The 25,972-nt window shown below is 70.3% G+C and carries 31 protein-coding genes; 18 read left to right on the top strand and 13 right to left on the bottom strand.

The window, feature by feature from the left end; translation table 11 throughout:
* Positions 1-3: 3 nt before the first annotated feature.
* Genes metX through ASF88_RS11845 form a run of 3 tightly spaced genes read right to left on the bottom strand, consistent with a single transcriptional unit; the run spans position 4 to position 2,751 of the window.
* On the bottom strand, positions 4-1,209 hold the full coding sequence (metX, locus tag ASF88_RS11835; protein WP_055918432.1) for a homoserine O-acetyltransferase MetX: 1,206 nt from the start codon (positions 1,207-1,209) through the stop codon (positions 4-6).
* A 40-nt stretch (positions 1,210-1,249) separates the two neighbouring features.
* Positions 1,250-1,972 (bottom strand): potassium channel family protein, encoded by a 723-nt coding sequence (locus ASF88_RS11840; protein WP_055918435.1) that lies wholly within the window; start codon positions 1,970-1,972, stop codon positions 1,250-1,252.
* Positions 1,973-1,974: 2 nt separating this feature from the next.
* Positions 1,975-2,751, bottom strand: coding sequence for an SDR family oxidoreductase (locus ASF88_RS11845; protein WP_200935273.1), 777 nt, complete (start codon positions 2,749-2,751; stop codon positions 1,975-1,977).
* A 116-nt stretch (positions 2,752-2,867) separates the two neighbouring features.
* Here ASF88_RS11845 and ASF88_RS11850 point away from each other — a divergent pair, with 116 nt between their 5' ends.
* Entirely contained in the window at positions 2,868-4,190 is a 1,323-nt protein-coding gene (locus ASF88_RS11850; protein WP_055918441.1) for a bifunctional o-acetylhomoserine/o-acetylserine sulfhydrylase, read from the top strand.
* A gap of 92 nt (positions 4,191-4,282) precedes the next feature.
* Here the strand turns inward: ASF88_RS11850 and ASF88_RS11855 are convergent, their stop codons facing one another.
* Both ASF88_RS11855 and ASF88_RS11860 read right to left on the bottom strand, forming a co-directional pair.
* A complete protein-coding gene (locus ASF88_RS11855; RefSeq protein WP_055918444.1) occupies positions 4,283-5,074 on the bottom strand; it encodes a nucleotidyltransferase domain-containing protein in 792 nt (263 codons plus the stop codon).
* 21 nt (positions 5,075-5,095) lie between these two features.
* Positions 5,096-6,556: an MFS transporter gene (locus ASF88_RS11860; protein WP_055918447.1), complete on the bottom strand. Its 1,461-nt coding sequence runs from the start codon at positions 6,554-6,556 to the stop codon at positions 5,096-5,098.
* Between the two features lie 42 nt (positions 6,557-6,598).
* On the opposite strand from ASF88_RS11860, the gene ASF88_RS11865 reads away from it, so the two are divergent.
* The 6 genes from ASF88_RS11865 (at position 6,599) to ASF88_RS11890 (ending at position 10,923) form a co-directional block, all read left to right on the top strand.
* Positions 6,599-7,120, top strand: coding sequence for a phosphoribosyltransferase (locus ASF88_RS11865; protein WP_055918451.1), 522 nt, complete (start codon positions 6,599-6,601; stop codon positions 7,118-7,120).
* 22 nt (positions 7,121-7,142) lie between these two features.
* Positions 7,143-7,835, top strand: coding sequence for a uracil-DNA glycosylase (locus ASF88_RS11870; protein WP_055918454.1), 693 nt, complete (start codon positions 7,143-7,145; stop codon positions 7,833-7,835).
* A gap of 54 nt (positions 7,836-7,889) precedes the next feature.
* Positions 7,890-8,468, top strand: coding sequence for a GNAT family N-acetyltransferase (locus tag ASF88_RS11875; RefSeq protein WP_055918457.1), 579 nt, complete (start codon positions 7,890-7,892; stop codon positions 8,466-8,468).
* A 67-nt stretch (positions 8,469-8,535) separates the two neighbouring features.
* On the top strand, positions 8,536-10,059 hold the full coding sequence (locus ASF88_RS11880; RefSeq protein WP_055918460.1) for a hypothetical protein: 1,524 nt from the start codon (positions 8,536-8,538) through the stop codon (positions 10,057-10,059).
* An 89-nt stretch (positions 10,060-10,148) separates the two neighbouring features.
* The gene (locus ASF88_RS11885) at positions 10,149-10,697 is read left to right on the top strand and encodes a DUF2781 domain-containing protein (protein WP_055918463.1); all 549 of its coding nucleotides are present in this window, start codon (positions 10,149-10,151) and stop codon (positions 10,695-10,697) included.
* 1 nt (position 10,698) lies between these two features.
* A complete protein-coding gene (locus ASF88_RS11890) occupies positions 10,699-10,923 on the top strand; it encodes a hypothetical protein (protein WP_055918466.1) in 225 nt (74 codons plus the stop codon).
* 22 nt (positions 10,924-10,945) lie between these two features.
* On the opposite strand, the gene ASF88_RS11895 is transcribed toward ASF88_RS11890, so the two are convergent.
* Positions 10,946-11,284 carry a DMT family transporter gene (locus ASF88_RS11895; protein WP_082518923.1) on the bottom strand — a complete coding sequence of 113 codons (339 nt, stop codon included), beginning with the start codon at positions 11,282-11,284 and terminating at the stop codon, positions 10,946-10,948.
* 47 nt (positions 11,285-11,331) lie between these two features.
* Between ASF88_RS11895 and ASF88_RS11900 the strand changes: the two genes are divergently transcribed.
* Both ASF88_RS11900 and ASF88_RS11905 read left to right on the top strand, forming a co-directional pair.
* The gene (locus ASF88_RS11900; protein ID WP_055918470.1) at positions 11,332-11,754 is read left to right on the top strand and encodes a VOC family protein; all 423 of its coding nucleotides are present in this window, start codon (positions 11,332-11,334) and stop codon (positions 11,752-11,754) included.
* 10 nt (positions 11,755-11,764) lie between these two features.
* Entirely contained in the window at positions 11,765-12,856 is a 1,092-nt protein-coding gene (locus tag ASF88_RS11905) for a hypothetical protein (RefSeq protein ID WP_157498315.1), read from the top strand.
* A 166-nt stretch (positions 12,857-13,022) separates the two neighbouring features.
* Here the strand turns inward: ASF88_RS11905 and ASF88_RS11910 are convergent, their stop codons facing one another.
* From ASF88_RS11910 to ASF88_RS11920, 3 genes are read right to left on the bottom strand one after another with little or no spacing between them, the layout of a single operon-like run.
* Complete coding sequence (locus tag ASF88_RS11910; protein WP_055918475.1) at positions 13,023-13,805, bottom strand: hypothetical protein; 783 nt, start codon at positions 13,803-13,805, stop codon at positions 13,023-13,025.
* Positions 13,802-14,719 carry an ABC transporter ATP-binding protein gene (locus ASF88_RS11915; RefSeq protein WP_055918478.1) on the bottom strand — a complete coding sequence of 306 codons (918 nt, stop codon included), beginning with the start codon at positions 14,717-14,719 and terminating at the stop codon, positions 13,802-13,804. The genes ASF88_RS11910 and ASF88_RS11915 overlap by 4 nt, the downstream gene beginning before the upstream one ends.
* Complete coding sequence (locus tag ASF88_RS11920) at positions 14,716-15,078, bottom strand: GntR family transcriptional regulator (RefSeq protein WP_082518924.1); 363 nt, start codon at positions 15,076-15,078, stop codon at positions 14,716-14,718. The genes ASF88_RS11915 and ASF88_RS11920 overlap by 4 nt, the downstream gene beginning before the upstream one ends.
* Positions 15,079-15,225: 147 nt before the next feature.
* Between ASF88_RS11920 and ASF88_RS11925 the strand changes: the two genes are divergently transcribed.
* Complete coding sequence (locus ASF88_RS11925; RefSeq protein WP_055918480.1) at positions 15,226-16,653, top strand: amidase; 1,428 nt, start codon at positions 15,226-15,228, stop codon at positions 16,651-16,653.
* Positions 16,654-16,714: 61 nt separating this feature from the next.
* The gene (locus tag ASF88_RS11930; RefSeq protein ID WP_055918483.1) at positions 16,715-18,100 is read left to right on the top strand and encodes a pyridoxal phosphate-dependent decarboxylase family protein; all 1,386 of its coding nucleotides are present in this window, start codon (positions 16,715-16,717) and stop codon (positions 18,098-18,100) included.
* Positions 18,101-18,119: 19 nt separating this feature from the next.
* Here the strand turns inward: ASF88_RS11930 and ASF88_RS11935 are convergent, their stop codons facing one another.
* The gene (locus ASF88_RS11935; protein WP_055918486.1) at positions 18,120-19,916 is read right to left on the bottom strand and encodes a gamma-glutamyltransferase family protein; all 1,797 of its coding nucleotides are present in this window, start codon (positions 19,914-19,916) and stop codon (positions 18,120-18,122) included.
* 122 nt (positions 19,917-20,038) lie between these two features.
* Here ASF88_RS11935 and ASF88_RS11940 point away from each other — a divergent pair, with 122 nt between their 5' ends.
* Positions 20,039-20,704: a YoaK family protein gene (locus tag ASF88_RS11940; RefSeq protein ID WP_055920375.1), complete on the top strand. Its 666-nt coding sequence runs from the start codon at positions 20,039-20,041 to the stop codon at positions 20,702-20,704.
* A gap of 183 nt (positions 20,705-20,887) precedes the next feature.
* Here the strand turns inward: ASF88_RS11940 and ASF88_RS11945 are convergent, their stop codons facing one another.
* Complete coding sequence (locus tag ASF88_RS11945) at positions 20,888-21,220, bottom strand: MmcQ/YjbR family DNA-binding protein (RefSeq protein WP_055918490.1); 333 nt, start codon at positions 21,218-21,220, stop codon at positions 20,888-20,890.
* Between the two features lie 4 nt (positions 21,221-21,224).
* Positions 21,225-21,599, bottom strand: a complete 375-nt coding sequence (locus ASF88_RS11950) for a DUF1844 domain-containing protein (protein WP_055918493.1) — start codon at positions 21,597-21,599, stop codon at positions 21,225-21,227.
* A gap of 284 nt (positions 21,600-21,883) precedes the next feature.
* Here ASF88_RS11950 and infC point away from each other — a divergent pair, with 284 nt between their 5' ends.
* Genes infC through rplT form a run of 3 tightly spaced genes read left to right on the top strand, consistent with a single transcriptional unit; the run spans position 21,884 to position 23,164 of the window.
* On the top strand, positions 21,884-22,540 hold the full coding sequence (infC, locus tag ASF88_RS11955) for a translation initiation factor IF-3 (protein WP_157498381.1): 657 nt from the start codon (positions 21,884-21,886) through the stop codon (positions 22,538-22,540).
* Positions 22,540-22,734 (top strand): 50S ribosomal protein L35, encoded by a 195-nt coding sequence (rpmI, locus tag ASF88_RS11960; protein ID WP_055918497.1) that lies wholly within the window; start codon positions 22,540-22,542, stop codon positions 22,732-22,734. The genes infC and rpmI overlap by 1 nt, the downstream gene beginning before the upstream one ends.
* A 37-nt stretch (positions 22,735-22,771) precedes the next feature.
* Entirely contained in the window at positions 22,772-23,164 is a 393-nt protein-coding gene (rplT, locus tag ASF88_RS11965) for a 50S ribosomal protein L20 (protein WP_055918501.1), read from the top strand.
* A 78-nt stretch (positions 23,165-23,242) separates the two neighbouring features.
* Here rplT and ASF88_RS11970 read toward each other — a convergent pair whose 3' ends face one another.
* Complete coding sequence (locus tag ASF88_RS11970; RefSeq protein WP_055918504.1) at positions 23,243-23,557, bottom strand: hypothetical protein; 315 nt, start codon at positions 23,555-23,557, stop codon at positions 23,243-23,245.
* A 108-nt stretch (positions 23,558-23,665) separates the two neighbouring features.
* On the opposite strand from ASF88_RS11970, the gene ASF88_RS11975 reads away from it, so the two are divergent.
* The 3 genes from ASF88_RS11975 to ASF88_RS11985 are packed head-to-tail and all read left to right on the top strand — an operon-like array spanning position 23,666 to position 25,916.
* A complete protein-coding gene (locus ASF88_RS11975) occupies positions 23,666-24,469 on the top strand; it encodes a TrmH family RNA methyltransferase (RefSeq protein WP_055918506.1) in 804 nt (267 codons plus the stop codon).
* A 47-nt stretch (positions 24,470-24,516) separates the two neighbouring features.
* Positions 24,517-24,879: an ArsR/SmtB family transcription factor gene (locus tag ASF88_RS11980; RefSeq protein ID WP_157498316.1), complete on the top strand. Its 363-nt coding sequence runs from the start codon at positions 24,517-24,519 to the stop codon at positions 24,877-24,879.
* Positions 24,876-25,916, top strand: coding sequence for an SRPBCC domain-containing protein (locus tag ASF88_RS11985; RefSeq protein WP_055918512.1), 1,041 nt, complete (start codon positions 24,876-24,878; stop codon positions 25,914-25,916). Before ASF88_RS11980 ends, ASF88_RS11985 begins: the two co-directional genes overlap by 4 nt.
* Positions 25,917-25,972: the final 56 nt, after the last annotated feature.

Below are 25,972 nucleotides of genomic sequence, written 5' to 3' on the forward strand. Positions count from 1 at the left end.
CCCTCAAGCCTCGAACAGCCTCCTCAGCTGCTCGGTGATCGCATCGTCTTCGATCAGGAACGCGTCATGACCGAAGTCGGAGCGGATCACCACCGGAACTCTACCGTCGATCGTCTCCGGGAGGTGGGAGGCGATGAGCTCCTGTCCCTCCACGGGGAACAGCCGGTCGCTGTCGATGCCGACCACGAGCGTGCGGGCGGTGACGCGCGCGAGCGCCGCCGCCAGGCCGCCGCGGCCGCGGCCGACGTCGTGCGAGTTCATCGCCTCCACGAGGGTGAGGTAGCTGTTCGCGTCGAAGCGGCGGGTGAACTTGTTGCCGTGGAAGTCGAGGTACGACTCGACGGCGAACCGGCCTCCTCCGCCCAGGGGGCTGATCCCGCTCTGCCAGGCGCGCTCGAAGCGCTCGTTGAGCTCCGACGGGCTCCGGTAGTTGAGGAGCGCCATCCGGCGGGCGAGCGCCAGGCCGCGGTGCGGGCCTTCGCCGTCCTTCTCGTCGTAGTAGAGGCCGCCGTGGAAGAGCGGGTCGGTGCGCACCGCCTCGATCTGCACCGAGTTGAGCGCGATCTGGTCCGCGGTGGAGAACGGGGGAGCGGCGATCACGGCCAGCCGCTCGACGCGCTCGGGGAACGAGACCGCCCACTCGAGCGCCTGCATGCCGCCCATCGAGCCGCCGATCACGGCGGCCCAGCGCCCGACCCCGATCGCGTCCGCGAAAGCGGCCTGCGCGTTCACCTGGTCGCGGATGGTGGTGAACGGGAACCGCGGACCCCATTCGGCGCCGTCCGGGGCGATCGAGGCGGGACCGGTGGTCCCCTGGCAGCCGCCGAGCATGTTGGGGGCGACCACGAACCAGCGGTCGGTGTCGATGGCCTTGCCCGGGCCGATGACGCCCTGCCACCAGCCGGGGGTGGGATGGCCGATGCCGGAGGGCCCGACGGCGTGGCTGTCGCCGGTCAGGGCGTGCAGCACCAGTACGGCATTGTCGGCCTCCGGCGAGAGCTCGCCCCAGGTCTCGTAGGCGATGCGCACGAAGGGGAGGCTCTCGCCGCTCTCGAAGGCGAAGGCGCCGATGCCCGCGAATCGCCGCGACCCCTCGGCGTCCGACTCCTTCCACGCCCCGCTCGCCGGAGGCTTGCCCAGCAGTGATCGCGCCAGAGCCTCCGTGATGAAGCTCGAAGGTGCTGTGTCCGCCGAGGTCTGCCACTCCATGGGTTCATTCTCCCGGAGCGGGAAGGTGGCCGGTGCTGTGTTACGCGGGACCGCCCTGGTCGTCGTCCGGGGCGTCGTTGGAGGGCAGGTTCAGCTCGCGGCCCACGTCCCGCTGCCCCGACCGTCGCTGCCTGGCCTGCTGGGTCTGCTCGTTCAGGTAGCTGACGATCGTCGCGCTCGCCGTTCCGACGATGGCGACGCCGCCGATCATCAGGATGACCGCGAGCAGCCTCCCGGTCACGGTCACGGGGTAGTAGTCGCCGTAGCCGACGGTCGCCATCGTGACGCACGCCCACCAGAGCGAGTCTCCGAACGAGCGGATGTTCGACCCGGCGGCATAGCGCTCCACCTGGTACTCGGCCAGCGAGATGACGTAGATGAACATCACGACGAAGGTGCCGGCGATGATGACGATCCGTCGCCGCAGGTGGCTGCCCGAGTTGCCGCGCAGGCTCGGGATGCGGAACAGGTCCACGATCAGCCGGAACGGGCGAGCCAGCGGGATGAGCACCGACAGCAGGTCGACGAGGTTGTGCCGCACGAAGCTGCGCCTGTCGCTCGCGAGCCGGAACCGTACGACGTAGTCGACGAGGAACGCGAGCCAGATGAGCCCGAGCAGCCAGAGGAGGAGGCGGTACAGCTCCTGCGGCATGTCCGGCTCCAGCACCGTCCACGAGTACGCGACGAGGAACGCGACGCTCGCGACGATGCCCGGCCACACCGTGGCCGCCTCCCAGCGTCTGCGTTTCGCGTCGTCGGCCACGGCTAGTCCTTGACCCGCAGAGGCCCTTTGGCGAACCGGTACGACGCCGCCTGTGCGACCGGCTTGACCACGATCAGGTCGAGGTCGACGTGCCGCGGGAGCTCCAACGCGTGCACGATCGTCTCCGCGATGTCCTCCGCCGTGAGCGGCTCCGGCACGTCCTCGTAGACCGCGTCGCGACGCGCCTTGTCGCCGTCGAAGCGAACGAGCGAGAACTCCTCGGTGGCGACCATCCCTGGCGCCACCTCGACGACACGGATGGGCTCGCCGTTCAGCTCCAGCCGCAGCACCTCCGTGAGGGCGTGCTCGGCGTACTTGGCGGCGTTGTATCCGCCGCCGCCCACGTAGGCGGCGAGGCCGGCGATCGACGTGACGTTCAGGATGTCGGCGTGGCCGGACTCCCGTGCGCCGTCGCGGAGCAGCGGCAGCAGAGCGCTGATCACCCTTTTGGTGCCGATGACGTTGATCTCGTACATCCACACCCAGTCGTCGACGCTGGAGGCCTCCACCGAGTCGAGCCCCTTGGCCCCGCCGGCGTTGTTGACGAGGGCGTGGATCGGCCCGGTCGCTGCCAGGTGGTCGCGCAGCGCGTCGACGTCCTCCTGGCGGGTCAGGTCGGCGGCGAAGACGTCGGCGCCGGTCTCGGCAGCCAGCTCGTCGAGACGGTCCTGGCGGCGGGCGACGCCCACGACCTCCCAGCCCCCCTCGCGGAACAGGCGGACCGTCGCCGCCCCGATCCCCGAACTCGCTCCCGTCACGACCACGCGTCTGCTGCTCATGCTGCCTATTCTCTCGGGTTACGGCATGTTTCGGCAGCGTTGCCCCCGCGCGGCCGCGAGCCTAGCGTGTTACCGACCACCGAACGGTGCACTCACCCGAACAAGGAGCGAAAGCCATGACCGACGCCGCCGACTGGCAGTTCGAGACCAAGCAGATCCACAGCGGTGCCGCACCCGACCCGGTGACCAACGCTCGCGCCACCCCGATCTACCAGACGACCTCCTACGTGTTCAACAACGCGGAGCACGCCAAGAACCTGTTCGCGCTCGCCGAGTTCGGCAACATCTACACCCGCATCCAGAACCCGACCCAGGCGGTCGTCGAGGAGCGCGTCGCCGCGCTCGAAGGGGGCACCGGCGCCCTCCTCGTCGCCTCGGGCCAGGCGGCGGAGACGTTCGCGGTGCTGAACATCGCCCAGGCCGGCGACCACATCGTCTCGTCGAGCTCCATCTACGGCGGCACCTACAACCTGTTCAAGTACACGCTCGCGAAGCTGGGCATCGAGACCACGTTCGTCGAGAACCAGGACGACGCCGAGGAGTGGCGCCGCGCGGTCCGCCCCAACACCAAGCTCTTCTTCGCGGAGACCATCGGAAACCCGAAGATCAACATCCTCGACATCGCGCTCGTCGCCGACGTCGCTCACGAGGCCGGCGTGCCGTTGATCGTGGACAACACGATCGCGACGCCGTACCTGATTCGCCCGTTCGAGCACGGCGCCGACATCATCGTGCACTCGGCCACCAAGTTCCTCGGCGGCCACGGCACGGTCATCGGCGGCGTCGTCGTAGACGGCGGCACGTTCGAGTGGTCGAAGAACGCCGAGAAGTACCCGGGCCTGACGCAGCCCGACCCGTCGTACCACGGCGCCGTCTACACCGCCGCGGTCGGCGACGGGCTCGCCTACATCATCAAGGCCCGCGTGCAGCTGCTTCGCGACCTCGGCTCGGCGATCGCCCCGGCCAGCGCCTGGCAGCTCATCCAGGGCATCGAGACCCTCTCGCTGCGCGTGGAGCGCCACACCCAGAACGCGCAGGAGATCGCGGAGTTCCTGGAGGCCCACCCCGACGTCGCGTCCGTCAACTACTCCGGCCTGCCGACCAGCCCCTGGTACGCCGCCGCCAACAAGTACGCCCCCAAGGGCGTCGGCGCGGTGCTCTCATTCGAGCTCAAGGGCGGAGTGGACGCCGGCGCGGCGCTCGTCGACAACCTGTCGCTGTTCAGCCACCTGGCGAACATCGGCGACGTGCGCAGCCTGGTCATCCACCCGGCGTCGACCACGCACTCCCAGCTGACCCCGGAGCAGCAGCTCACCGCGGGCGTCACTCCTGGCCTGGTGCGTCTGTCGGTCGGGCTCGAGAACATCGACGACCTGAAGGCCGACCTCTCCGCCGGCCTCGCCGCTGCGCGAGCCGTCGTGGAAGCCGCCCGCGTCTGACGACCCGGACCTCCGCCGAGGGGCACGTCGTTGTCGCTTTTCCTCTCGAAAAGTGACAACGACGTGCCCTTCGGTGTTCGAGAAGAGGTGCGCTACGAGTCGGCGAGGGCGACGCAGGTGCGCAGGAGGGCGATCGCCTGCCGCGCGTCGGCGGTCGTGAAGTCCTGGCGCTCGCCGGCGCGATCGCGTACCACCCGGTCGAGCAGCTCCGCGTGCTCCGGCCAGCGCTCGGCGGCGCTGCGCGCCGCAGCGGTCTTCGACACGATGTACCCCGACTCCATCGTCTCCACGAGCCGGATCGGCCCGAGGGCGAGCCAGCGGACCGTCTCCGACCGCACCGCGTCTCCGGGCTGCCGGTCGGCGAGCTCGGCCTCCGCACTGTCGCCCACCGGCGCCCAGAAGTCGATGAGGTCGTCGCGCGAGCGGGCCACCACTTGCGCAGCGGTGTCCGGGTGGCGGTCGGAGGTCGGCGTCCAGATGACGTCGCCGCCGTCGGCGACCCCCTGCACGCCGTCCTCCAGCTCGCGCCAGGTCGCCCAGCTCAGCTGGCCGCCGGCGAGCGCGCTGAGGAGCACGCCCTCCACGACCTGCGGCGCGGTCTCGACCTGATCGGGCCCGCGCGCGATCTCCGACTCCGTCAGGTAGACACCGTCGATGTGCGGCGTCGACTCCGCGTGGAGGGTGGCGAGCGCCGGCAGGTCGTCCTTCGGATCGCGGGTGACCACGAACACGACGTCGATGTCGCTGACGCCGTCGTGCCAGTCGTCGGTGGCCGCCGAGCCGGTGACCACGGCGCGGCTGACCAGGCCGGGGGCGATGCGCCGCTGTTCGAGAAGGAACCGGGTGAGAGCCTCGCCGACCTGCGGCGGTAGTGGGTTGTCCATGGTTCCCCCTGTCTCGTCCTGTCAGACGGTCGGCGCCTCCGCGTCGGCGAATGCCAGGCGCGGCACGAAGAAGAGGAGCACTGCGGCCACGAGGGCGCCGAGGCCGCAGATCGTCCAGACCAGCATGTAGCCGAAGAGGCTCGCCGCCGTCGCGGTGACGGTGGCGGCGCCGGTCAGCAGCACCACACCGAAGACGGCGGAGGCGAACGAGCCTCCGATCGTCTTGGTCGTGTTCGTCATGGCCGTGGCGACACCCGTCTGGCCGTGCGGGGCGGCGGCGGCCGCTGCGGCAGGCAGGGCGCCGACGAGCGCGCCGGAGCCGATGCCCGCGATCGCCATGTTCGTGAACACCTGCCAAGTCTCCAGGTGGAACGGCAAGAAGAGGAGGTAGCCGATCGCGACCAGGAACGCGGCCCCGATCAGGGTCACCCGCGGGCTCAGCCACGACGACACCAGCGGGAACAGCACGGCCCCGACGATCATCGAGATCAGGTACGCCCCGATCAGGATGCTGCGCTGGCCGGCGCTGAGGCCCAGGCCGTAGCCGTTCACCGGGTCCGTTCCGGCGTAGGTGCTCAGCGGCGCCTGCGCCCCCAGCAGGCTGATGCCGATGAGACCGGCCGTCAGCTGCACCGGCCACATGTTCGGCCGGCCCATCACCCGCAGGTCGATGGCCGGGTCCTTCTGCTTCAGCTCCCAGCGTCCGAAGGGCACGAACGCGAGGACGCCGAGCACGATGAGCGCCCACACCCACCAGGTGCCGACGCCGTTGATCCGCAGGAAGGTCAGGCCGGAGGTGATCAGCAGCAGCGCGAGCGTCAGCAAAGTGAAGCCCACGCCGTCGAGCGTGCGGCCGCGGACCGGCTCGGACTCGGGGACGCCGAACAGGATCGCGAAGAACACCAGCGTGACCGCCACGGCGGGCACCATGAGCGTGATGGCGACGTTCTGGCCCAGCGCGTCGAACAGCAGGCCGGCGCCGATCGCGCCGACGATGGCCCCGGCCTCCAGGGCCACCACCAGCAGGCCGGCGGCGCGACGAGTGCGGGAGGCGGCGGTGCCGGTGCGCCGGCCGCGATCGAAGATCAGCGCGATCTCCAGCGGCAGCCAGACCACGTAGAAGCCCTGCAGCGCGAACGCGATGAGGTAGGTCGTGAAGTCGCTCGAGAAGGCCAGCGCCCAGCTGGCGAGCGCGGTGAGCACCGTGGCGACCAGCAGGATGCGCTTATGGCCGAACATGTCGCCGAGCTTGGCGAGCACCGGCACGACCAGCGCGGAGAGCAGCAGCTGAGCCGCCTCGAACCAGTTGTAGTCGGCGTCGTGGATGCCCAGGTGCTTGACGATGTCGGAGATCAGCGGCACGTAGTAGCCCTGCAGGATGCCGCTGGTGAGCTCGACCAGCGCGAGCCAGCCGATGAGGGCGGCTGTCGCTCCGATCGCGGTGGTCGCCCGACGCTGGACGACCGTCTTCTCCGATGTCATGCGCGGATGCTAACACCTGCCCCGCCCTTGTACGGTAGAGGCGTGGCCAGCGAACTCGACGATTCAGGTACAGACGTTCTCACGGAGACCGAACGCGAGGTCCTCGGCTGGCTCGAGTTCGGCGATGCCGCCCGTCATCTCGCGGGAGAGGTCGTCGAATCCGGCTTCGAGCCCGACATGGTCGTGGCCATCGCGCGGGGCGGCCTGCTGCTCGCCGGCGCCATCTCCTACGCCCTCGGCATCAAGGCCTGCGGAGCGCTCAACGTCGAGTTCTACACGGGTGTCGACTCGCGCCTCCCGGAGCCCGTGGTGCTGCCGCCGATGCTCGATTCCGCGGCGCTGGAGGCCAAGAAGGTGCTGCTCGTCGACGACGTCTCCGACTCCGGGCGCACCCTCGCTCTCGTGGTCGACCTGATCGCGGCCTCCGGTGCCGACGTGCGCACCGTGTGCCTCTACTCCAAGCCTCGCACCGTGCTCGAGCCCGATTTCGTCTGGCGCCGCACCGACCGCTGGATCACCTTCCCCTGGTCCGCCCTCCCGCCGGTCACCGCGGCCACGCACTGACCGCCGTGGAGCGGAAACCCTGATGGCGAAGTCGCTGCCCGAGCTGGCCGCCGACGGCTCGATGGACCCGGGCTGGGCCGAGGCCCTCGCTCCCGTCTCCGGCCGGATCGCCGCGATGGGCGACTTCCTGCGCGCGGAGGTCGCGGCCGGCCGCCCGTACCTGCCGTCCGGCGAGAACGTGCTGCGCGCGTTCCGGGCGCCGCTCGCCGATGTACGCGTGCTCATCGTCGGCCAGGACCCGTACCCGACGCCCGGGCACCCGATCGGCCTCTCGTTCGCGGTCGAGCGTCACGTGCGGCCGATCCCGCGCAGCCTCCAGAACATCTACCGCGAGCTGCGCGACGACCTCGGCGTCGTGCCGCCGGCGCACGGTGACCTGAGTGCATGGTCGGGCAACGGCGTGATGCTGCTCAACAGGGTGCTGACCGTGCGTCCCGGCGCTCCGGCCTCCCACCGTGGCGTGGGGTGGGAGCCGATCACCGAGCACGCCATCCGCGCGCTGGTGGCGCGCGGGGAGCCGTTCGTGAGCATCCTGTGGGGGAGGGACGCCTCCACGCTGAAGCCGCTGCTCGACGGCAACTCGGTGATCGAGTCGCCGCACCCGAGTCCGCTGTCCGCCTCCCGCGGCTTCTTCGGCTCGCGGCCGTTCTCGCGCAGCAATGCCCTTCTGGAGGGTCTGGGTGCCGAGCCCGTTGACTGGTCTCTGGAGCCGTAACGCGGCCGAAACGCCGGACGACGTAACCTTGTCGTGCACGTTCAGGAGGTCGCAGTGCTGGAAGAGGAATACGAAGCGCGTCGGGTGCTCCCGCGGCACCTGCGCAAGCCGGCGCCCGAAGAGGCGCCGTTCGAGTACAGCCTCCGGGAGGCCCGTCCAGAAGACCTCCCCCACGTGCGCGAGATCTACAACCACTACGTCGCCAACAGCACCGTCACGTTCGATGAGGACGCGATGACGCTGAAGGAGTGGAAGGACAAGTTCGGGTACCTGAAGAAGCTCGGCATGCCGTTCATCGTCGCCGAGTCGTCCACCGGGCAGATCCTCGGCTACGCGCTGGTGACGCCGTGGAAGCAGAAGCGCGCCTACCGGTTCACGGTCGAGAACTCGATCTACCTGGGCGCGGCCTCCACCGGCAAGGGTCTCGGCCCGGTGCTCATGCAGGAGCTCATCGACCGGTCGAAGGCCGCGGGTCTGAAGGAGATGATCGCCGTCATCGCCGACAAGGGCGCGGAGGCCTCCATCAAGATGCACGAGAACTTCGGCTTCACCGAGATCGGGCGGATGGGCCGGGTCGGCTACAAGTTCGAGCGCTGGCTCGGCACCGTGCTGATGCAGAAATCCCTGAAGTAGGCGAAGCCGGGGTGAAGTCACCCCGAGAGTGTGTTATTTCACACTCAAGTTCTGTAATGTCTCTTCGGTGAGTGCTCCAACCCGTGACGTCTCCCGGAGCGAGTCGTCGACGCTGCTGCGGTTCCGCCGCCAGTTCCTCCTGACGCCGCGCGCGGTCGAACTGCCCGGGTGGCAGCATGAACGGGTCGGCGACCATAACGTCTACGCGCATCCGGAGCTCGGCCTGACCGTCCACCGTTCGGATGCCGATGTCACGCTGGTGCTCCTGGGGTTCGCCATCGACCCCGACCATCCCGAGCACGACGACGCGGCGGTGCTCGAGCTCCTCGCGGCCGACCGGCGGCGCGGCAGCGAGCAGGCGACGATCGACCGGCTCTCCGGGCGATTCGTGCTGTTCGTCTTCGACGGGCCCGACCTCCACGTTCAGACCGACGCCGTGGGAGCGCGCGCCGTCGAGTACACCTGGACCGGGGACGAGTTCCACGCGGCCTCCCAGTCGTTCCTCCTCGCCGAGGCCGTCTCGTTGGCAGACTCCGGCCGGCGGGCCGTGTTCGCCGGATCGCGTCACGCCCAGCTCGACCGGGAGGCCTTCCTGCCCGCCGACGTGACCCTGTTCGACCAGGTCCATCGGCTCATCCCGAACCACCGCCTCGATGTCACCGAGCGACGCCAGGTGCGGGTCTGGCCGGTCGAGCCGGTGGCTCAGACCACCCTCGAGGAGGCCGCCGGGTTCGCTGCGGGGCAGCTCTCCGCCTCCCTCGAGGCCGCGTCCTTCCGCTTCCCGCTCAGTCTGCCGCTGACGGCCGGGTACGACTCTCGCGCGCTCCTGGCCGCCACGCCCCGATCGCGCCGTTCGCGGGTGTTCGTCTACACGCTGCTCTATCGTCACCTGGGCCGCCTCTCGGCCGATCCGCACATCGCTTCCCGCGTCGCGCGGCGAGCGGGCGTGCAGCACCATCTCGTCGACTGCCGGGGGCTCCCCGGCGCAGAGTGGCGCCGGCTCTACACCGGTAACAGCCCGCTCGCGCACTACGACGACTGGGGGATCATCGCGCAGGGGATGCTGCACGGTCTGCCGGGTGGGCACGTGACACTCAAGGGCAACGCCAGCGAGATCGTCCGCAACTTCTACTGGCACGACGGCGCGGCTCCGCCGACGCGCGATGCGGCGGACATCCTGGCCCTGCACTCCGGATGGTCGGAGCTGCCGTTCGTCGTCGACGCCGTGGAGCACTGGTTCGAAGCGACGGCGCCGATCGCCCGGGCGTCCGGAGTGGCGATCGACGACCTCTTCTACTGGGAGCACCGCTGCGGGTCGTGGCAGGCGCAGAGCCAGTTGGAGTGGGACATCGCTCAAGAGGCGTTCATGCCGTTCGGCAACCGGCGCATGCTGGCGCGGCTGCTCGGGGTCCCGGCACGCGAGCGCGCCGACCACGGCCAGGCGCTGCTGCGCGAGATCATGCGCGTCACCGACGCCGAAGTGCTCGAGCTGCCGTTCAACCCCAGCGGGGGAGGATACCGGGCAGTCGACGTGTTCCTGAAGGCGCGGCATCGTGCACGCCGAGAGCTGCGCCGGCTTCGAGCGACCTGACGTAGACACGGGTACGTAGACGTGGCCACGCGGACACGGGTGCGCGGGTCTCCTCCCGTCGGCGGCGCACGACGGCTAGGCTCGGCCCCGTGACCACCGCCACCCCCGACACCGGCCAGGTCGCCTCCGCCGCGCCAGCGACGCCCGCGAACCTCCCGCTCCGCAAGCGCCCGTTCGACATCTTCTTCGTCGTGATGTTCTCGCTGTTCAGCCTGACCTGCATCATCAGCGACGCCATCCCGACGCTCGGGATCCCGCAGACGGCGACGACGACCAACATCCTCGCCCAGTGGAACTACACGTACTCGTCGCAGTACGACCCGCTCTACATGCACGAGCCGCTGTGGCTGCGGTTCATCACCGGAACGAGCGCGTTCGTCTACCTGCCGTTCTACATCCTCCTCATCGTGTGCCTGGTGAAGGGCTTCAACTGGATCCAGCTGTTCTGCGTGATCTACGCGACGATGATCATCAGCCTGACGGCCATCCCGATCTTTGGCGTCGAGTTCTTCGGCCCGGTGGGGGAGCGCACGCCGAACCCGGTCGTCTTCCTGCTCTACAACGGCCCGTACGTGCTGGTGCCGTTGCTGCTCCTCATCCGCATGCGCAAGCCGATGCCGTTCACCAGGAGGTTCTGAGATGCCGTTGCTGGAAGACCTGTCCGTCTACGAAGACGGCGACGTGTTCTCCGTGTACGACCACTCGTATGAGGACGAGGACGCCGTTCCGGACCGCGGCCGTCCGCTCGGGACGATCACGGTCACGGCCGACGGCGACTACGTGCCCGAGGGGATCGGCGCGATGTTCCCGTGGGTGCAGCCCGCGCGGACGATCGACGACGCGCTGGCGGCGTTCGTCGGCTGAGCGCACCGGCGGGCGTCGTGCCTCAGGAGGCGGGGTGCCGGCCGCCGAGCTCCAGGAGGCCGACGCCGCCGATCAGCAGCACCAGGCCGAGGATCTGCACCCAGGTGAGCGACTCCTTGAAGAAGATCCACGAGATCACCGCGATCACGGCGACGCCGACGGCCGACCAGATCGCATAGGCGACGCCGAGCGGCACGCCGCGTGAGAGCGACTGCGACAGCGCGACGAACGACGCGACGTACCCGACCACCACGATGGCGAACGCCCACCACTTGGGGTTGTCGCCGGAGGTGAACTTGAGGAACGTCGTCGCGACGACCTCCGTCGCGATGGCGACGGCGAGGAAGATGTAACCCAGCACGCCACAACACTAACGACACCGCGGTGGCGATCGGAGAGGAACGGCGGATGGACGACACGGCACCGGTTCGGCAGCTGCGCATCGTGGTGGAGGCCGAGGACTACGACGAGGCGCTCGCGTTCTTCCGCGACGTGCTCGGCCTCCCCGAGCAGGAGAGCTACGCGGGCGACGGCGGCGCACGGGTGGCGATCCTCGATGCGGGCAGGGCCACGCTCGAGCTCGCGAACCCGGCCCAGAAGGCGATGATCGACGAGGTGGAGGTCGGCCGCCCGGTCGCGCCGCACATCCGCCTGGCGTTCGAGGTGGATGATGGGCCCACCGTCACCGCACGCTTGGTGGAGGCCGGCGCCGAGCTGATCGCGCCGCCGACGGTGACGCCGTGGAGCTCGCTGAACTCCCGGCTGGCGACGCCGGGCGACCTCCAGGTGACGGTGTTCCAGGAGCTCGAGGCGCCTGGGTCCGTGAGCTAATGTATCTAAAATGAAACCTTTTGCACCGCGTCTCGGCCGCGCGGTTCCGGTGAGCGCCCTGATCGTGCTGGCGCTGCTGACCGGCTGTGCCGCGCCGACGTCAGAGGCGAAGGCGCCGATGCGGCCGAGCGCACCGATGCCGATGCCGACGCCGTCTACGGCCTTGGCGCCGAGCCTCCGGGTCGCGACAGACTGTGACACGCTGGTCGATACCGCGGCCGCTCGAGCGGCCACCGGGCGTGCACTTCGCGCAGTGGTTACGACGAGCGACGACCCTAGCCCCGTGTACTATTCCGAGCTGCGCGCCGGTGCGCTGATGTGCGAGTACCGCAGCGAGGACGCGAATGAGCCGACGGGGCGGGATTCCGGTGTGTTCGTCGGTGTCCTACCGATCGTCGGGCAGGATCAGGGCTTCCGATTGATCCCAGACGAGTGGAGCATCACCGTCGACGACGGCGGATACTTCGACTGTCCCGGTATGGACTCCCGTCGCTGTCTCTTCGGCAAAAACGTCGGGGGATACCAAGTGGTTGGCATGGTGACGAGCAGAGCGGTAGACCGATCCGAGGCGCGGCGTGTGTTCGAAGGAGCCGTCGCTGTCGTCGCCGCGCTTGACGAGCCGGATCCCCTCTGGGAGCCCGAGGGCGGCAGTCTCCGTGCGGTCGCGGCGCCGGAAGAGTTCTTGGCGCTCGATGCAATCGCCGAAACGCTGGGCGTCGATACGGTCTACGTGGCCAAAGCGGAGGGCGGAGAGAACGCCGCGGGCTTCTTGAAGTCTGCGTCGCTCACTGGTGCCTACTGGGCGAGCTTCGGTGTCCCGGGCACGGATCAGGGTGTTCATCTCGCGGTCCTCCCGGGAGGCGCGACCTACTACGACACCGTCAAGACCGGCCGCGTCGCGGGCGGGAGCGAGGTCCTCTCCGTTGCCGGTCTCGGCGACGACGCCTACGTATCGACCCGCCATTTCGGCGGGCCCGAAGGTTCGGGCCGCGCGTTCACCTACCTCGACGTCAAGGTGAAGAACAGCTGGCTTCAACTGAACAGCACGTCGCCGGAGGGCCTGGAACGGCTCGCGCGTGAGGTCATCGCGAATCTGTCCTGAGTCGGCTATGAGTCTCCTGCACATCCGGTCGCGGCCGTCCGCCTCACCTAGGCTGACCTCGACGACATCGTCGGACGGCCCGCGTGGCGGGTCGGCCGAGTGAGGCCGATGGCACAAATCGTGGCCGGGAGCAGGGCTCCCGGCCACGTCCATGTGCGGCGCACGATCAGCTGCGCGGCGTCGCCCTCGCGAGCACGGCGAAGCCGGCCAGGGCGGCGAGGGCGGTCGGCACCAGCAGCCACGCCGTGACCCCCACCGGCCCGTTGGCGGCGAACCAATCGCCCACCGCGGCCCAGCTGCCGGTGAAGGTGATCAGCGCGACGGCTCCGACGGTCAGGAGCACGATCAGCGCCAGGATGGCGAGCACCCCGTACATCCGCCACCGCATGAACAGCGCGGCCGAGAACGCCCCGATGGCGAAGAAGAACAGCATTCCGGCGAACACGATGAACAGCCTCCCGGGCAACGATGCGCCCGCGAAGTAGACCGACGTGAACAAGTGCCCACCGAGCCCCCAGCCGTTCGTCCACTCCTCGACGGACGAGAGCACCGTGAAGCCGATCGCGTAGCCCGTCGAGAGCAGGAGGAACGTGAGGCCCGATCCGAGCGAGAAGTCACGGCGGGTGACGCTGTACCCGAGGGCGAACGGGAACGTGGCCGAGATCACCTGGATGCCCACGACGAGCATGTAGACGAAGATGTAGAACGCTCCGCCGCTCCACTGCGTGCCGTCCATCGCCTTCGCGCGGTCGGCCGGCGCCGTCGCTCCCCAGATGATCCACCAGATCAGCCAGTTGACCAGCCAGATGAAGAACATGATCATCACGGGCACCCAGATGGTGGTCCACTTGTTCACCAGGTTCAGGCGGACGACGCGCCAGATGCGTGTCGCCGCGCCCGGACCGGTGTGCAGCGCCGGGGCGCCGGGGTTCTGCGTGATGGCGGTCATGCGCTCTGCTCGAATTCTGTCTCACGGACGTTGGTCTTGCGGACGATGAGTTGCTGCAGGGAGACGGGCGCGAGCTCGAGGCCCGCGGCGGTCGCCTCCGCGCGCTCGGCGGTGCCGAGCCCGGACACGGTCACGGACGCCAGGCCGCCGATGCCCTCCCGGTGGAGCACCTCGCGAGTGCTGACGAAGGCGTCGACCGCGGCGCGCTGCCCGACGACCGTGGTCGCCGACGAGCGCAGGGTCTCCGCGTCGTCGTCCATCAGGATGCGGCCCTGGTCGATCACGATGACGTGCTCGAGGAGGTTCGCCACCTCGTCGATCAGGTGGGTCGAGAGGACGACGGTGCGCGGGTGCTCCGCGAAGTCCTCCAGCAACCGGTCGTAGAAGAGCTGCCGTGCAACGGCGTCGAGGCCGAGGTAGGGCTCGTCGAAGAACGTCAGCGGGGCTCGGGAGGCCAGGCCGACGATCACGCCGACCGCCGAGAGCTGGCCGCGGGAGAGCTTCTTGATGCGCCGGTTCAGCGGGACCCGGAAGTCCTCGATCAGCTGGTCGGCCAGGTCGGCGTCCCAGTTCTCGAAGAACCACGGCGCGCTGCGGAAGACGTGCCGGGGCTGGAAGTCCTCCGGGTAGCGCTGGCTCTCCTTGATGAAGCAGATGTTCTGCAGCACGTGCGCGTTCTCGGTGGGCTTCTCGCCGAACACCCGGATGTCGCCCGCCGAGACGAAGTCCTGTCCGGTGATGAGCTGCATCAGCGTGGTCTTGCCCGCACCGTTGCGGCCGAGGAGGCCGTGGATGCGGTTCGGCTTGATGGTGACGGAGACGTCGTCGATCGCGGTAAACGATCCGAACCGCTTGGTCACGTTCGATACCTGCACCGCGGGTGCGATGGAGGTCGGTGCCGGGGTCGCGCTCATGCGCTGACTCCTTCCTTCTGGATCATCTGGCTGATCTGGTCGGGGCCGATCCCGAGCTTCGCCGCTTCGGCGAGCAGGGGCTTGAGGTATTCGTCGCGGAACGCCTCGCGCCGTTTGGCGACGAGCCGTTCCCGTGCGCCGTCGGAGACGAACATGCCGATGCCTCGCTTCTTGTAGAGGATCCCGTCGTCGACGAGAACATTGACGCCTTTGCCGGCTGTGGCCGGGTTGATCCGGTAGAAGGCCGCGAACTCGTTCGTGGACGGCACCTGCGTCTCGGGCGGGTAGACGCCCTCGATGATGTCGTTCTCGATCTGCTCGGCGATCTGGACGAAGATCGGCTTGCCTTCTTCGATCACACGAACCTCACTGGTTCATTAGTCATGTAACTAACCATGCAACCCTCACCCCGTGAGTGTCAAGAGATTTGCCGCAAATGTTGCGTCGTGCGCGATCGATCGCCGCACTTGGCGCAAATCGGGCCCCTGGCGGCCTAGCGTGGAGGCATGGCGGAACTGCATGAGCTGACGGCGCTGGAGTTGTGGCAGGAACTGCAGGCGGGACGTGTCTCGCCCCGGGAGCTGACCTCCCACTACCTGGATCGCATCGAGCGGCTCAACCCGCAGCTCGGCGCCTTCGTCACCGTCACGGGCGAGCAGGCGCTGGCGCGAGCCGACGAGGTCGCCGAGAGCGTGCCGAAGACGGCGCCGCTGTGGGGGCTGCCGTTCGGCGACAAAGACCTCTGGCACCGGGCGGGCGTGCCGACCGGTTTCGGGTCGCGCGTGATGGCCGGCTTCGTGCCCGACACCTCCGATGAGATCGTCGAGACCCTGGACGCGGCGGGAGCGGTGAGCCTCGGCAAGACGAACGCACCCGAGTTCGGCCTCCCCGCGTACACCGAGTCGCTCGTGGCGCCCCCTGCACGCAATCCGTGGGACCCGGAACGCGGAGCGGGAGGCTCCAGCGGCGGCGCCGCGGTCGCGGTCGCGAGCGGGATGCTGCCGTTCGCGCCGGGCTCCGACGGCGGCGGCTCGATCCGCATCCCGGCGGCGGCGTGCGGTCTGGTCGGGCTCAAACCGACCCGCGGCCTGGTGCCGGCCGGCAGCGGGATCGCTTCGCTTGCCGGTCTCGTCGTCTCCGGACCGCTCGCCCGAACGACCGCCGACGCCGCGCTGCTGCTCGACGGGATGATCGCGAAGGTCGGCGGCCGCATCGACCACCACTACACGCTGCGCGCGCCCTACGACGACGACGGCCCGTTCCTGGGCACGGCCGTGCGCGGCGAGGGCCGGTTCCAGCTCGGCGTGATGACCACGTCGGCGTGGGACGACGCCTACGACATCGTGATCTCCCCGGAGGCCCTGGCGGCTCTCGATGCCGCAGTGGACGCGTTCGCGTCGATGGGCCACGGCGTCGAGGAGACCGCGCTCGAACGCGACGCGACCTACGCCCCCGCCTTCCGCACCATCTGGCAGGCCGGCGCTGCACGTCTCCCCGCAGAGGGCGAGACCCTGGACCTCCTCGAGCCGTTGACGGCCTGGCTGGTGCAGCGCGGCCGGTCGATCGGCGCGGGCGAGCTGAGCGAGGCACTCAGCGCGCTCACCGCCTACGAGCGCTCGTTCATCCGGCAGCTTGCGTCGTTCGACGCGGTGCTCACGCCGGCGCTCGCGCTCACCCCGCGGCCGATCGGCTGGTACGACCGGGAGGACGGCGAGCTCAACTTCGAACAGCAGGTGCTCTACACGCCGTTCACGTCGATGCTGAACGTCACCGGGCTGCCGGGCATCGTCCTCCCCGTGGCGCAGACCGAAGACGGCCTGCCCATGGGCGTGCAGCTGATCGGGAGGCCGGGAGGGGAGCGGACGCTGCTCTCGCTGGCCGCGCAGCTGGAGCGTCGCCTCCACTGGGAGAGGCGTCGGCCGCCGACCTGGTGAGCCCGACTTGCTGCACCCGCTCGGCGTTGCCGCGGCGGACGCCCGGCACTAGCCTGCCGGTGTGGACGATCGGGAGACGTTCCGCCCGGTGCTCGGCGAGGTCGCCGCGCTGGCGGGGCAGTGGCTCGACGGGGTGCGCGACGGCGCCATCCCGCCGAGCGCAGACGTCGACACGGTGAAGGACGCCCTCGGCGCGCGCCTCCCCGAGCGCGGTCCGGCGGCCGTCGAGGTGCTGCGGCGCCTGAACGCCGCGGTGAGTCCCGGCCTGATGCGGATGCATTCGCCCCGGTTCCACGGCTGGGTCATCGGCGGGGCTCAGCCCGCCGCCCTGGGCGCCGACTGGCTCGTGTCGGCCTGGGACCAGAACGCCGCCCTGCGCACCGTGACACCGGGCGTCGCGGCCGCGGAGGAGCTGGCCGGCGACTGGTTGCTCGACCTCCTCGGCCTCCCGCCGACCGCCGAGGTGGGGTTCGTCACCGGTGCGACCATGGCGAACCTGGTGGGCCTCGTCAGCGGGCGCGACCACGTGCTGAGACGCGCCGGCTGGGACGTGCGCTCAGAGGGCCTCGCCGGCGGCCCGCGCGTGCGGCTGCTCGTCGGAGCCGAGCGGCACGGGTCGGTCGATAGCGCGGCAGCGCTCGCCGGGCTCGGCGCGGGCAAGGAGGTCGCCGCGGACGATCAGGGCCGGCTCCGGATCGACGCGCTGAGGGAGGCCCTGGGCGACGGCGACGGGCCCGCGATCGTGTGCCTCCAGGCGGGGAACGTCCACTCCGGTGCGTTCGACCCGCTGGCCGAGGCGATCGAGGTGGCGCACGCGGCCGGCGCCTGGGTGCACGTCGATGGCGCGTTCGGGCTGTGGGCGGCGGCCGCACCCGGTCTGCGGAGCCTGACAGCGGGGATGCCGGCGGCCGACTCGTGGGCGACCGACGCGCACAAGACGCTCAACGTACCGTACGACAGCGGCGTGGCGATCGTCGCCGATCCGGAGGCTCTGCACGCGTCGATGGCGCAGCACGCCGCCTATCTCGCGTCGTCCTCCGGTGTCGCCGACGCGAGCGATCGCGTGCCGGAGCTGAGCAGGCGCGCGCGCGGTGTCCCGGTCTATGCGGCGCTGGCCCAGCTGGGACGCGCCGGCGTCGCCGACCTCGTTCAGGGGCTCGCGGACGCCGCGACGGTCATCGCCGAGGGGCTGCGCGACCTCCCCGGGGCGCGGATCCTCAACGACGTCGTCTACACGCAGGTGTGCGCGTCGTTCGGCGACGACTCACGGACGCGCCGCATCGGGGAGGCGCTCGATGCCGGGGGCGTCGCCCTGGCGTCGCCGTCGAGCTGGCACGGCCGGGCGGTGCTGCGGTTCTCCGTGAGCAACTGGCTCACCGACGCCACAGAGGCCGCTCGCACCGTGGCGGCGGTGAGGGAGGCCGTCGCTGCCACCGAGAGTGTCTAGCGCCTAGACGCGGTAGCGGTCACCGCCCGGCCGCGTATCCCTGCATCCCGCGCGGGTTCGCCGCGGCCGACAGCAGGCCGGTCCCCGGGTCGCGGCCCACCGACGAGAGCCGGCCCAGCGTCCAGCCGCCGGCGCGCGTCACGACGTGCCCGCGCGCCTCCAGTCCGGCGATCACCTCGTCCCCGAGTCGCGCCTCCACCACCGCTCCGCCCGGAACCCAGGTGCGCGGCCAGAACGACTCCGCGAGCGACGTCGTGTGCAGCGCAGGAGCGTCGATGGCCTGCTGCGGGGTGTAGCCGCCGACGATCGTCCGGAGCAGGTAGAGCAGCTGCCACTGGTCCTGCTGGTCGCCGCCCGGCGAGCCGAGGGCCGTCACCGGCACGCCGTCGCGCAGCACGAGCGTCGGGGTGAGGGTGGTGCGCGGCCGCCTGCCCGGTCGGAGGGTCGACGCCGAGCCCTCCTCCAGCCAGGTCATCTGCAGTCGCGTGCCGAGGCAGAACCCCAGCGCCGGGATGGTCGGGGACGACTGCAGCCAGCCTCCCGACGGCGTCGCCGAGACGATGTTGCCCCAGCGGTCGACGACGTCCAGGTGGCAGGTGTCGCCGCGGGTCTCTCCCGTGCGCGACACGGTCGGCTCGCCGATACCGGCGATCGCCGTCGACGTCCGCGGCGTGTACTCGACGCGCAGCGGCGGGAGGAACGGTTCGACGCCCGGGACTCGGCCGGGCCGGAACTCGGCGGACGCTCGCTCGCCGATCAGCGCGCGGCGGCCGGCGATGTACTCCGGCGCCAACAGCTCCGCGACCGGCACACGGTCGTCGCCGAAATACGCATCGCGATCGGCGTACGCGAGTTTCTGCGCCTCCAGGATCGTGTGGGCACCCAGCTCGGACGACGGGTCGAGGCGGGCGTCGTCGAAGCCGTCGAGGATGGCCAGGGTCTCCAGGAGGGCCGGCCCCTGTCCCCAGGCTCCGGTCTTGGCGATCGTGTGGCCGCGGAACTCCAAGGTCGTAGCGGGCTCGTAGGTCGCGCGGAAGGCGGCGAAGTCGGCCTCCGCGATCACCCCGGCGTGATCCGTGCCGGGGGAGTGCCGATGCGGGACCGCCGCGAATGCCGCCGCCTCGCGCGCGACGAGACCGGTGGCCCACTCGGTTCGCGCGGCCTCCACCCGCTCCTCGCGTGTCGCCGCGCCCTCTCCCGCGGCGATCAGCCCGCGCAGCACCCGCGCGTACGCCGGGTTGCGGATGAGCTCTCCCGGCTCGGGGACGCGTCCCTCCGGCATCCAGTGCGCAGCCGACGATGGCCAGTGCTCGGTGAACAGCTCGGCCACCGCGCGGATGGTCGCGCAGACCCGCTCCAGCACGGGATGGCCGTCCTCCGCATAGCCGATCGCGAACGCGAGCACGTCGGCGAGCTCCCACGTGCCGTGATCCTTCAACAGCAGCAGCCACCCGTCGACCGCGCCGGGCACGGCGGCCGCGAGCGCACCGGCGCCCGGGACGAGCTCCAGTCCCTCGGCGAGATAGTGCTCGCGCGTGGCGCCGGCGGGCGCGGGGCCCTGACCCGCGAGGACCACCGGCGTCGGGTCGTCGGCCGTCGCGAAGAGCGCGACCAGATCTCCGCCGGGGCCGTTCAGGTGCGGCTCGACGACGTGCAGCACGAAGGCCGCGGCGACGGCGGCGTCGAACGCGTTGCCTCCTCGTTCGAGCACGGCCTGCGCGCTCGCCGTGGCCAGCCAGTGCGTGGAGGCCGACATTCCGAACGTCCCGGTCAGGGTCGGGCGTGTGGTCAGGGCGGGAGGCGGCGTGAAGCTCATGCGCTCCAGTCTGCACCGCGGGCGAGCGCGCCGATGCCCGGCCCCAGCGAATAGTGTGGTGCCTCGTGTCCGTCACTCACCGTCTGGGCCGCGCCGACGCCGATCGGCTGCACCTGGCCCTCATGCTCGCCCTCACGTTCTCCACCGGCGTCGTCGATGCCGTCGGCTACCTCGGCCTCGACCGCGTCTTCACCGGCAACATGACCGGCAACGTGGTGCTGCTCGGCATGGCCTTGACCGGAACGACCAACCTCCCGATCGTGCGGCCGCTGCTCGCGCTCGGCTTCTTCCTGGCGGGGGCGGTGGTCAGCTCGCGGATCGTGAAACGCGATGACGGCTGGTCCGGGAGGGTGACCGGGACGCTCTGGCTGATCGCCGGCCTCCTCACCGCGATCGCCGCGGTTCTCGCGTTCGCCCTCCACCTCGACCCCGAACTGGTCGGCACGATCGCCACGTCGGCGCTCGGCTTCGCGATGGGCATGCAGGCCGCGCTCGCCCGCCGGGTCAAGGTCGCCGACGTGACGACGGTGGTCGTGACCTCCACCCTCACGGGGCTCGCAGCGGACAGCAGGCTCGCCGGCGGTACCGGGTCGATGTGGGTACGGCGCGCGCTCGCCGTCGTGCTGATCTCGGCCGGAGCAGCGGCCGGCGCGCTCGCCCTGCTCGTCCACGTCTCGCTCGGAGTGCTCGTCGCGGCGGCGATCACGATCGTGGTCGCGTCGCTCGGGCACACCGGCCACCGCGCGCGGTCGGCGACGGAGGACTCCAGCCTCGACACGCCGCTGTAAGGCAGCGACCGGAGGAGCCGCGGCCCGATCCAGCGCGTATCCCCTCCGTTCGCAGCAGCACCACGGAGGTTGCCGCCCGCGTCGGTAGCGGAGGACTCATGCTGTCGATCGGCCCCGGAATCCTCCGCTCACTGCCGTTTCGGGCTCGCGGTCAGAGGATCTCCTCCGTTTCCACCGAACGCCTCAGTCGAGGAGCCGCCGGAGGACGACCGGCGCGCGGTTGCGCCACGCGTCCGTGACCAGCTCGCGCAGCAGCCCCGGATCGATGTCCGAGAAATCCACGCGGGCGGACGAGAGACGACCCGCGTACCACTGCTCCGAGCAGTGCTCCGGCCAGGCGGCGGCGGCCTCCCGGATGCCGGCCTCGCCGAGCATCAGGTTGACCGTCGAGGCGGACGCGTCGAGCATCGTCGCGAACCGACTGCCGCGCACGCGGAAGGCGGGGAGGCCTCCGTGCTCGTACTCCTCGGCCTCGGGGAGGCCGAGGGCGACAGTGCGCACGGTCACGGCATCCATCGGCTCAGCTCACCGGGCCGGTGTACTTCTCGCCCGGCCCCTTGCCGATTTCGTCGGGGAACGGCGACGCCTCGCGGAAGGCCAGCTGCAGCGAGCGGAGGCCGTCGCGGAGGCTGCGCGCGTGCTGATCGCCGAGGTGCGCGGCGCTCGCCGTGACCAGTCCGGCGAGGGCGTCGATGAGCTTGCGCGCCTCGTCGAGGTCGGTCTGGCGCTCCGGGTCGTCGGCGAGGCCGACTTTGACGGCCGCCGCGCTCATCAGGTGCACCGCGGTGGTGGTGATGACCTCCACCGCAGGCACCTCGGCGATGTCGCGGGTGGCGTCGGCGATCGCCTCCTCCTCGTACGAGAAGCTGTCGGGAGTGGGGGATGTGTCGCTCACTGCTTTCCTCTGTTAGAATCGTTCGGGCTCCGGGGCATCTGCCTCGGGACGAAAGTGGAGATTCCTCCCACCCGCGCTTGACCGTTTTACAGGTTACCGGGTCGTTGCACTCCGCCGACGTGCGTCAGCACGGAGGTAGCCAGGGTGCTGCACCAGCCCTGCGATGCGAATCCTTCGGGAAAATCGGGCCGCGGGGCTGCGCTGGTGCGTGGAATCCCTCCTTTCTCCGAACCGTCTCACGGCGGCGCGAGCACTCGAAGCATCGCTCATCAGAGGAGACTGACATCAGCGAACCCCGTACGAATGACCGTATCCGCGTCCCCGAAGTTCGACTCGTCGGCCCCAGCGGAGAGCAGGTCGGCGTCGTCAAGATCGAGGTCGCCATCCGACTCGCGCAGGAGGCCGACCTCGACCTGGTCGAGGTCGCGCCCAATTCCAAGCCGCCGGTCGCGAAGATCATGGACTACGGCAAGTTCAAGTACGAGGCTGCGCAGAAGGCCAAGGAGGCCCGGCGCAACCAGGCGAACACCATCCTCAAAGAGGTCCGGTTCCGCCTCAAGATCGACAAGCACGACTACGAGACCAAGCGCAAGCGCGCCGAGGGCTTCCTGAAGGCCGGCGACAAGGTGAAGGCGATGATCCTCTTCCGGGGCCGCGAGCAGTCGCGCCCGGAGCAGGGTGTCCGCCTCCTGCAGCGCTTCGCGGAGGACGTCGCCGAGCTCGGCCAGGTGGAGTCGAACCCCACCATCGACGGCCGCAACATGGTGATGATCATCAGCCCGCTCAAGAACAAGTCCGAGGCCAAGGCCGAGGCCAACGCACAACGTGCCGCTTCCAAGGCGCGCGCCCAGGGGCGCGACCAGGACGCGGTTGCTGAGACAGCCGACGCTGCTCAGTCCGAAGAGAGTTCGCCCGCCCAGGCGACGAACGAGGAGAAGTAATGCCCAAGCAGAAGTCCCACTCCGGCGCCAAGAAGCGCTTCAAGATCACCGGCAGCGGCAAGGTCATGAAGCAGCAGGCCGGCATGCGCCACAACCTGGAGCTCAAGTCCAGCCGTCGCACCCGCCGACTGAACCAGGACCAGGTCGTTCCCGAGGTGGACGCCAAGGTCGTCCGCCGGATGATCGGCAAGTAGAGCTCCTCCCCGACACGCACGTAAGGAATAACGACTAATGGCAAGAGTGAAGAGGGCTGTCAACGCCCACAAGAAGCGTCGGGTCATCCTCGAGCGCGCCGAGGGCTACCGCGGACAGCGGTCGCGCCTCTACCGCAAGGCCAAGGAGCAGGTCACCCACTCGCTGGTGTACTCCTACAACGACCGCCGCAAGCGCAAGGGCGACTTCCGTCGTCTCTGGATCCAGCGGATCAACGCCGCGAGCCGCGCCAACGGCCTCACCTACAACCGCCTCATCCAGGGCCTGGGCCTGGCGGGCGTCGAGGTCGACCGTCGCATCCTCGCCGAGCTGGCCGTGAACGAGCCCGCGACCTTCGCGGCCCTCGTCGAGACGGCGAAGAAGGCCCTCCCGGCCGACACCTCGGCTCCGAAGGCCGAGGCCGCCGCCTAACCAGCGCCTCAGAACGAACCGGACGGCCCGGTCGACCTCGCGTCGGCCGGGCCGTTCGTCGTCCCCGGGCAGCCGTGGTCAGTCGTCGGAACCGCGGCTGCCGCCATGGTCGTCGCCGACGTCGTGGGTGGCGGGGTCGTCGACGCCGTGGTCGTCGCCGACATCGTGGGCGGCGGGGTCGTCGACGCCGTGGTCGTCGACCACGGCCGCGGGCGGGGTCGTCGCCGGCACCGGGCGGGGCGTCGACGTCGATGTCGACGTCGCGACGCTGTCGTCCTGGGTCACGCGCGGGTGGTCGTCGGCGCCGGTCGCCGCCAGGGCGCCGGCAGCGCCCAGGGTCAGCGCGACAGCCGCGCCTCCCGCGATCAGTGCTGCTCGGATGGGTGCTCGCATGGGTCCGTCTCCTTCGGTCTGGTTCCGAGGTGTGGTTCCTGTTCTGCAGATGACACGAGACGGAAGGCCGTTCGGATCACCGTGCGAGTCCGCCGATATGCTGAGCGCATGCTTGACAACCCGCGCTCTCCGCGCGTCCGCGCCGTTGCGAAGCTGGCGAAGCGTCCCGCCCGGGCCGAGACCGGCCTCTTCCTGCTCGAGGGGCCGCAGGCGGTCTCTGAAGCCCTCACCTACCGTCCGGAGCTCGTCGTCGAGCTGTACGCGACCCCGACGGCTCTGGAGCGCTACCCGGACATCGCCCAGACGGCGGTGGAGGCCGGGGTCGACGTCGAGTTCGTCACCGAGCACGTCCTCGACACGATGGCCGACACCGTCACGCCGCAGGGCTTCGTCGCGGTGTGCCGGCAGTTCCCGACCTCCGTCCGCGACATCTTCGCCGACGAGCCCCGCCTGGTCGCGGTGCTGGAGGAGGTGCGCGACCCGGGCAACGCCGGCACGATCATCCGGGCGGCCGACTCGGCCGGAGCCGACGCGGTGGTGCTCACCGGGCGCACGGTCGACCTCTACAACCCCAAGGTCGTTCGGTCGACGACGGGTTCGCTGTTCCACGTGCCGGTCGCCGTCGGCGCAGACCTCGCCGACGTGATCGGCCGTGCGCACTCGGCGGGGCTGCAGGTGCTGGCCGCCGACATCAAGGGGGAGGACCTCCTCGCCGCCCGTCAGGAGGGGCAGCTCGCCCGGCCGACCGCCTGGGTGTTCGGCAACGAGGCCCACGGGCTCGACGACGAACTGCTCGGCCTGGTCGATCGGGTGGTGACCGTCCCGATCTACGGCCGCGCCGAGTCGATGAACCTCGCGACGGCCGCCTCGGTCTGCCTCTACGAGTCGGCGTTCGCCCAGCGTTCGATCTGAATCGATAAGGCTTGCGTTATATAACGTCAGCTTGATAGATTGGCCGCATGGACGGTCTCGAGGCAGTGGGCGACCCGGTTCGCCGGCGCTTCGTCGAGCTGCTCGCGCGCGGTGAGCGCTCGGCGGGGGAGCTCGCGGAGCACGCTGCCGACGAGTTCGGGATCACGCAGCCCGCCGCCTCCCGGCATCTGCGCGTGCTGAGGGAGGCCGGCGTCGTGGTCTCCCGCGTCGACGGCCAGCGGCGGGTGTACGCGCTCGATCGCGCGGGCCTCCAGGAGGCTGCGTCGTGGTTCGACGAGCTCGCCGGCTTCTGGGAGCAGCGTCTCGACGCGCTCGGCACCGAACTCGTCCGCGGTCGCAAGACCCGGCCGCACCGCACCTCGACACACAGCACACGGGAGGCGTCATGACCCTCTGGGGAGAGATCGCCCTCGACGGCGCGCGCCGCTCCGTGACGGTCCAGCGCGAGTACCCGGCGACTCCGGCGGAGCTCTGGGCCGCGCTCACCGAGCCGGAGCGGCTGGCACGCTGGATCGGTCGTTATGAGGCGACGGCCGACGGATTCCGCCTCGAGATGGGCGCGCCGGACACGGACGCCGTGGTCGACGGCCGCGTGCTCGCCTGCGAGCCCCAGGAACGCCTCCTCGTCGCGTGGCGGTACAGCGGCGCGGGGGAGACCGAGGCGCAGACCGAGTTGGAGGTCACCATCGAGCACGCTGGAGACGACCGCGTGCTGCTGACCCTGACCCACCGGCGCGTGCAGGCCGTGACGGCCTCCGTCTACGGAGCGGGCTGGCAGGACGTCCTCACCCATCTCGCGCGCGAGCTCGGCGGGGAGGCGTCGCCGCAGGAGCACGACGGCTACCTCGGCGAGGCGGCCGATCCGGCGGCGTTCGACGCCGCGCTCGACGAGTACCGCCGCGGCGAGGCCGCCCTGGTGCCCGCCACGATCGAGCGGACGGGCGACCGATCGGCCGTCGCGCTCGAGCGGGTGCTCGACGCGCCGCTCGGCGATGTCTGGGACGCGCTCACCCTGCCCGACCGGGTTGGCCGCTGGCTATGGCCGGTGGTCGAGTGGCCGGACGATCCCGTTCGCGAACGCCGGCTGCGTGCCGGCGATGTGATGCGGCTCGGCGACGAGAACGTCGAGGGCGCCGTCCAGGAGCTCGAGGTCCTCGACCTCCACGAGCGCGCCCAGCTGCGCTTCACCTGGGGCGACTCCGCAGTGAGCATCCGCATCGAGGAGACCCGCGACGGCACCCTGCTGTCGCTCGTGCAAGACGGAGTGAAGGACACTTTCGGCGCCGGGCGGCTGCGCTCGGCGCCCGACTTCGCGGCGGGATGGCACACGCTGATCGACCAGCTGACCCTGCTGCTCGCCGGGCTCAGCGTCCCGGCGCCCGGCCGGCTGTGGGAGGCCGCGTACCTGGTGTACGCCGGGGAGTGAGCCCCGCACCGCCCGGGTCGCCGCGCGCCGCCACTTCCGCCGACGAGACCTCCACC

It is taken from the genome of Leifsonia sp. Leaf336 (assembly GCF_001423695.1).
Classification (GTDB): Bacteria; Actinomycetota; Actinomycetes; order Actinomycetales; family Microbacteriaceae; genus Leifsonia.

Coding starts and splice junctions, on each gene's coding strand:
- metX (WP_055918432.1), bottom strand. CDS start 1,209: ATGGAGTGGCAGACCTCGGCGGACACAGCACCTTCGAGCTTCATCACG.
- ASF88_RS11845 (WP_200935273.1), bottom strand. CDS start 2,751: ATGAGCAGCAGACGCGTGGTCGTGACGGGAGCGAGTTCGGGGATCGGG.
- ASF88_RS11850 (WP_055918441.1), top strand. CDS start 2,868: ATGACCGACGCCGCCGACTGGCAGTTCGAGACCAAGCAGATCCACAGC.
- ASF88_RS11855 (WP_055918444.1), bottom strand. CDS start 5,074: ATGGACAACCCACTACCGCCGCAGGTCGGCGAGGCTCTCACCCGGTTC.
- ASF88_RS11860 (WP_055918447.1), bottom strand. CDS start 6,556: ATGACATCGGAGAAGACGGTCGTCCAGCGTCGGGCGACCACCGCGATC.
- ASF88_RS11870 (WP_055918454.1), top strand. CDS start 7,143: ATGGCGAAGTCGCTGCCCGAGCTGGCCGCCGACGGCTCGATGGACCCG.
- ASF88_RS11890 (WP_055918466.1), top strand. CDS start 10,699: ATGCCGTTGCTGGAAGACCTGTCCGTCTACGAAGACGGCGACGTGTTC.
- ASF88_RS11900 (WP_055918470.1), top strand. CDS start 11,332: ATGGACGACACGGCACCGGTTCGGCAGCTGCGCATCGTGGTGGAGGCC.
- ASF88_RS11905 (WP_157498315.1), top strand. CDS start 11,765: ATGAAACCTTTTGCACCGCGTCTCGGCCGCGCGGTTCCGGTGAGCGCC.
- ASF88_RS11910 (WP_055918475.1), bottom strand. CDS start 13,805: ATGACCGCCATCACGCAGAACCCCGGCGCCCCGGCGCTGCACACCGGT.
- ASF88_RS11915 (WP_055918478.1), bottom strand. CDS start 14,719: ATGAGCGCGACCCCGGCACCGACCTCCATCGCACCCGCGGTGCAGGTA.
- ASF88_RS11925 (WP_055918480.1), top strand. CDS start 15,226: ATGGCGGAACTGCATGAGCTGACGGCGCTGGAGTTGTGGCAGGAACTG.
- ASF88_RS11935 (WP_055918486.1), bottom strand. CDS start 19,916: ATGAGCTTCACGCCGCCTCCCGCCCTGACCACACGCCCGACCCTGACC.
- ASF88_RS11940 (WP_055920375.1), top strand. CDS start 20,039: ATGCTCGCCCTCACGTTCTCCACCGGCGTCGTCGATGCCGTCGGCTAC.
- ASF88_RS11945 (WP_055918490.1), bottom strand. CDS start 21,220: ATGGATGCCGTGACCGTGCGCACTGTCGCCCTCGGCCTCCCCGAGGCC.
- rpmI (WP_055918497.1), top strand. CDS start 22,540: ATGCCCAAGCAGAAGTCCCACTCCGGCGCCAAGAAGCGCTTCAAGATC.
- rplT (WP_055918501.1), top strand. CDS start 22,772: ATGGCAAGAGTGAAGAGGGCTGTCAACGCCCACAAGAAGCGTCGGGTC.
- ASF88_RS11970 (WP_055918504.1), bottom strand. CDS start 23,557: ATGCGAGCACCCATCCGAGCAGCACTGATCGCGGGAGGCGCGGCTGTC.
- ASF88_RS11975 (WP_055918506.1), top strand. CDS start 23,666: ATGCTTGACAACCCGCGCTCTCCGCGCGTCCGCGCCGTTGCGAAGCTG.
- ASF88_RS11980 (WP_157498316.1), top strand. CDS start 24,517: ATGGACGGTCTCGAGGCAGTGGGCGACCCGGTTCGCCGGCGCTTCGTC.
- ASF88_RS11985 (WP_055918512.1), top strand. CDS start 24,876: ATGACCCTCTGGGGAGAGATCGCCCTCGACGGCGCGCGCCGCTCCGTG.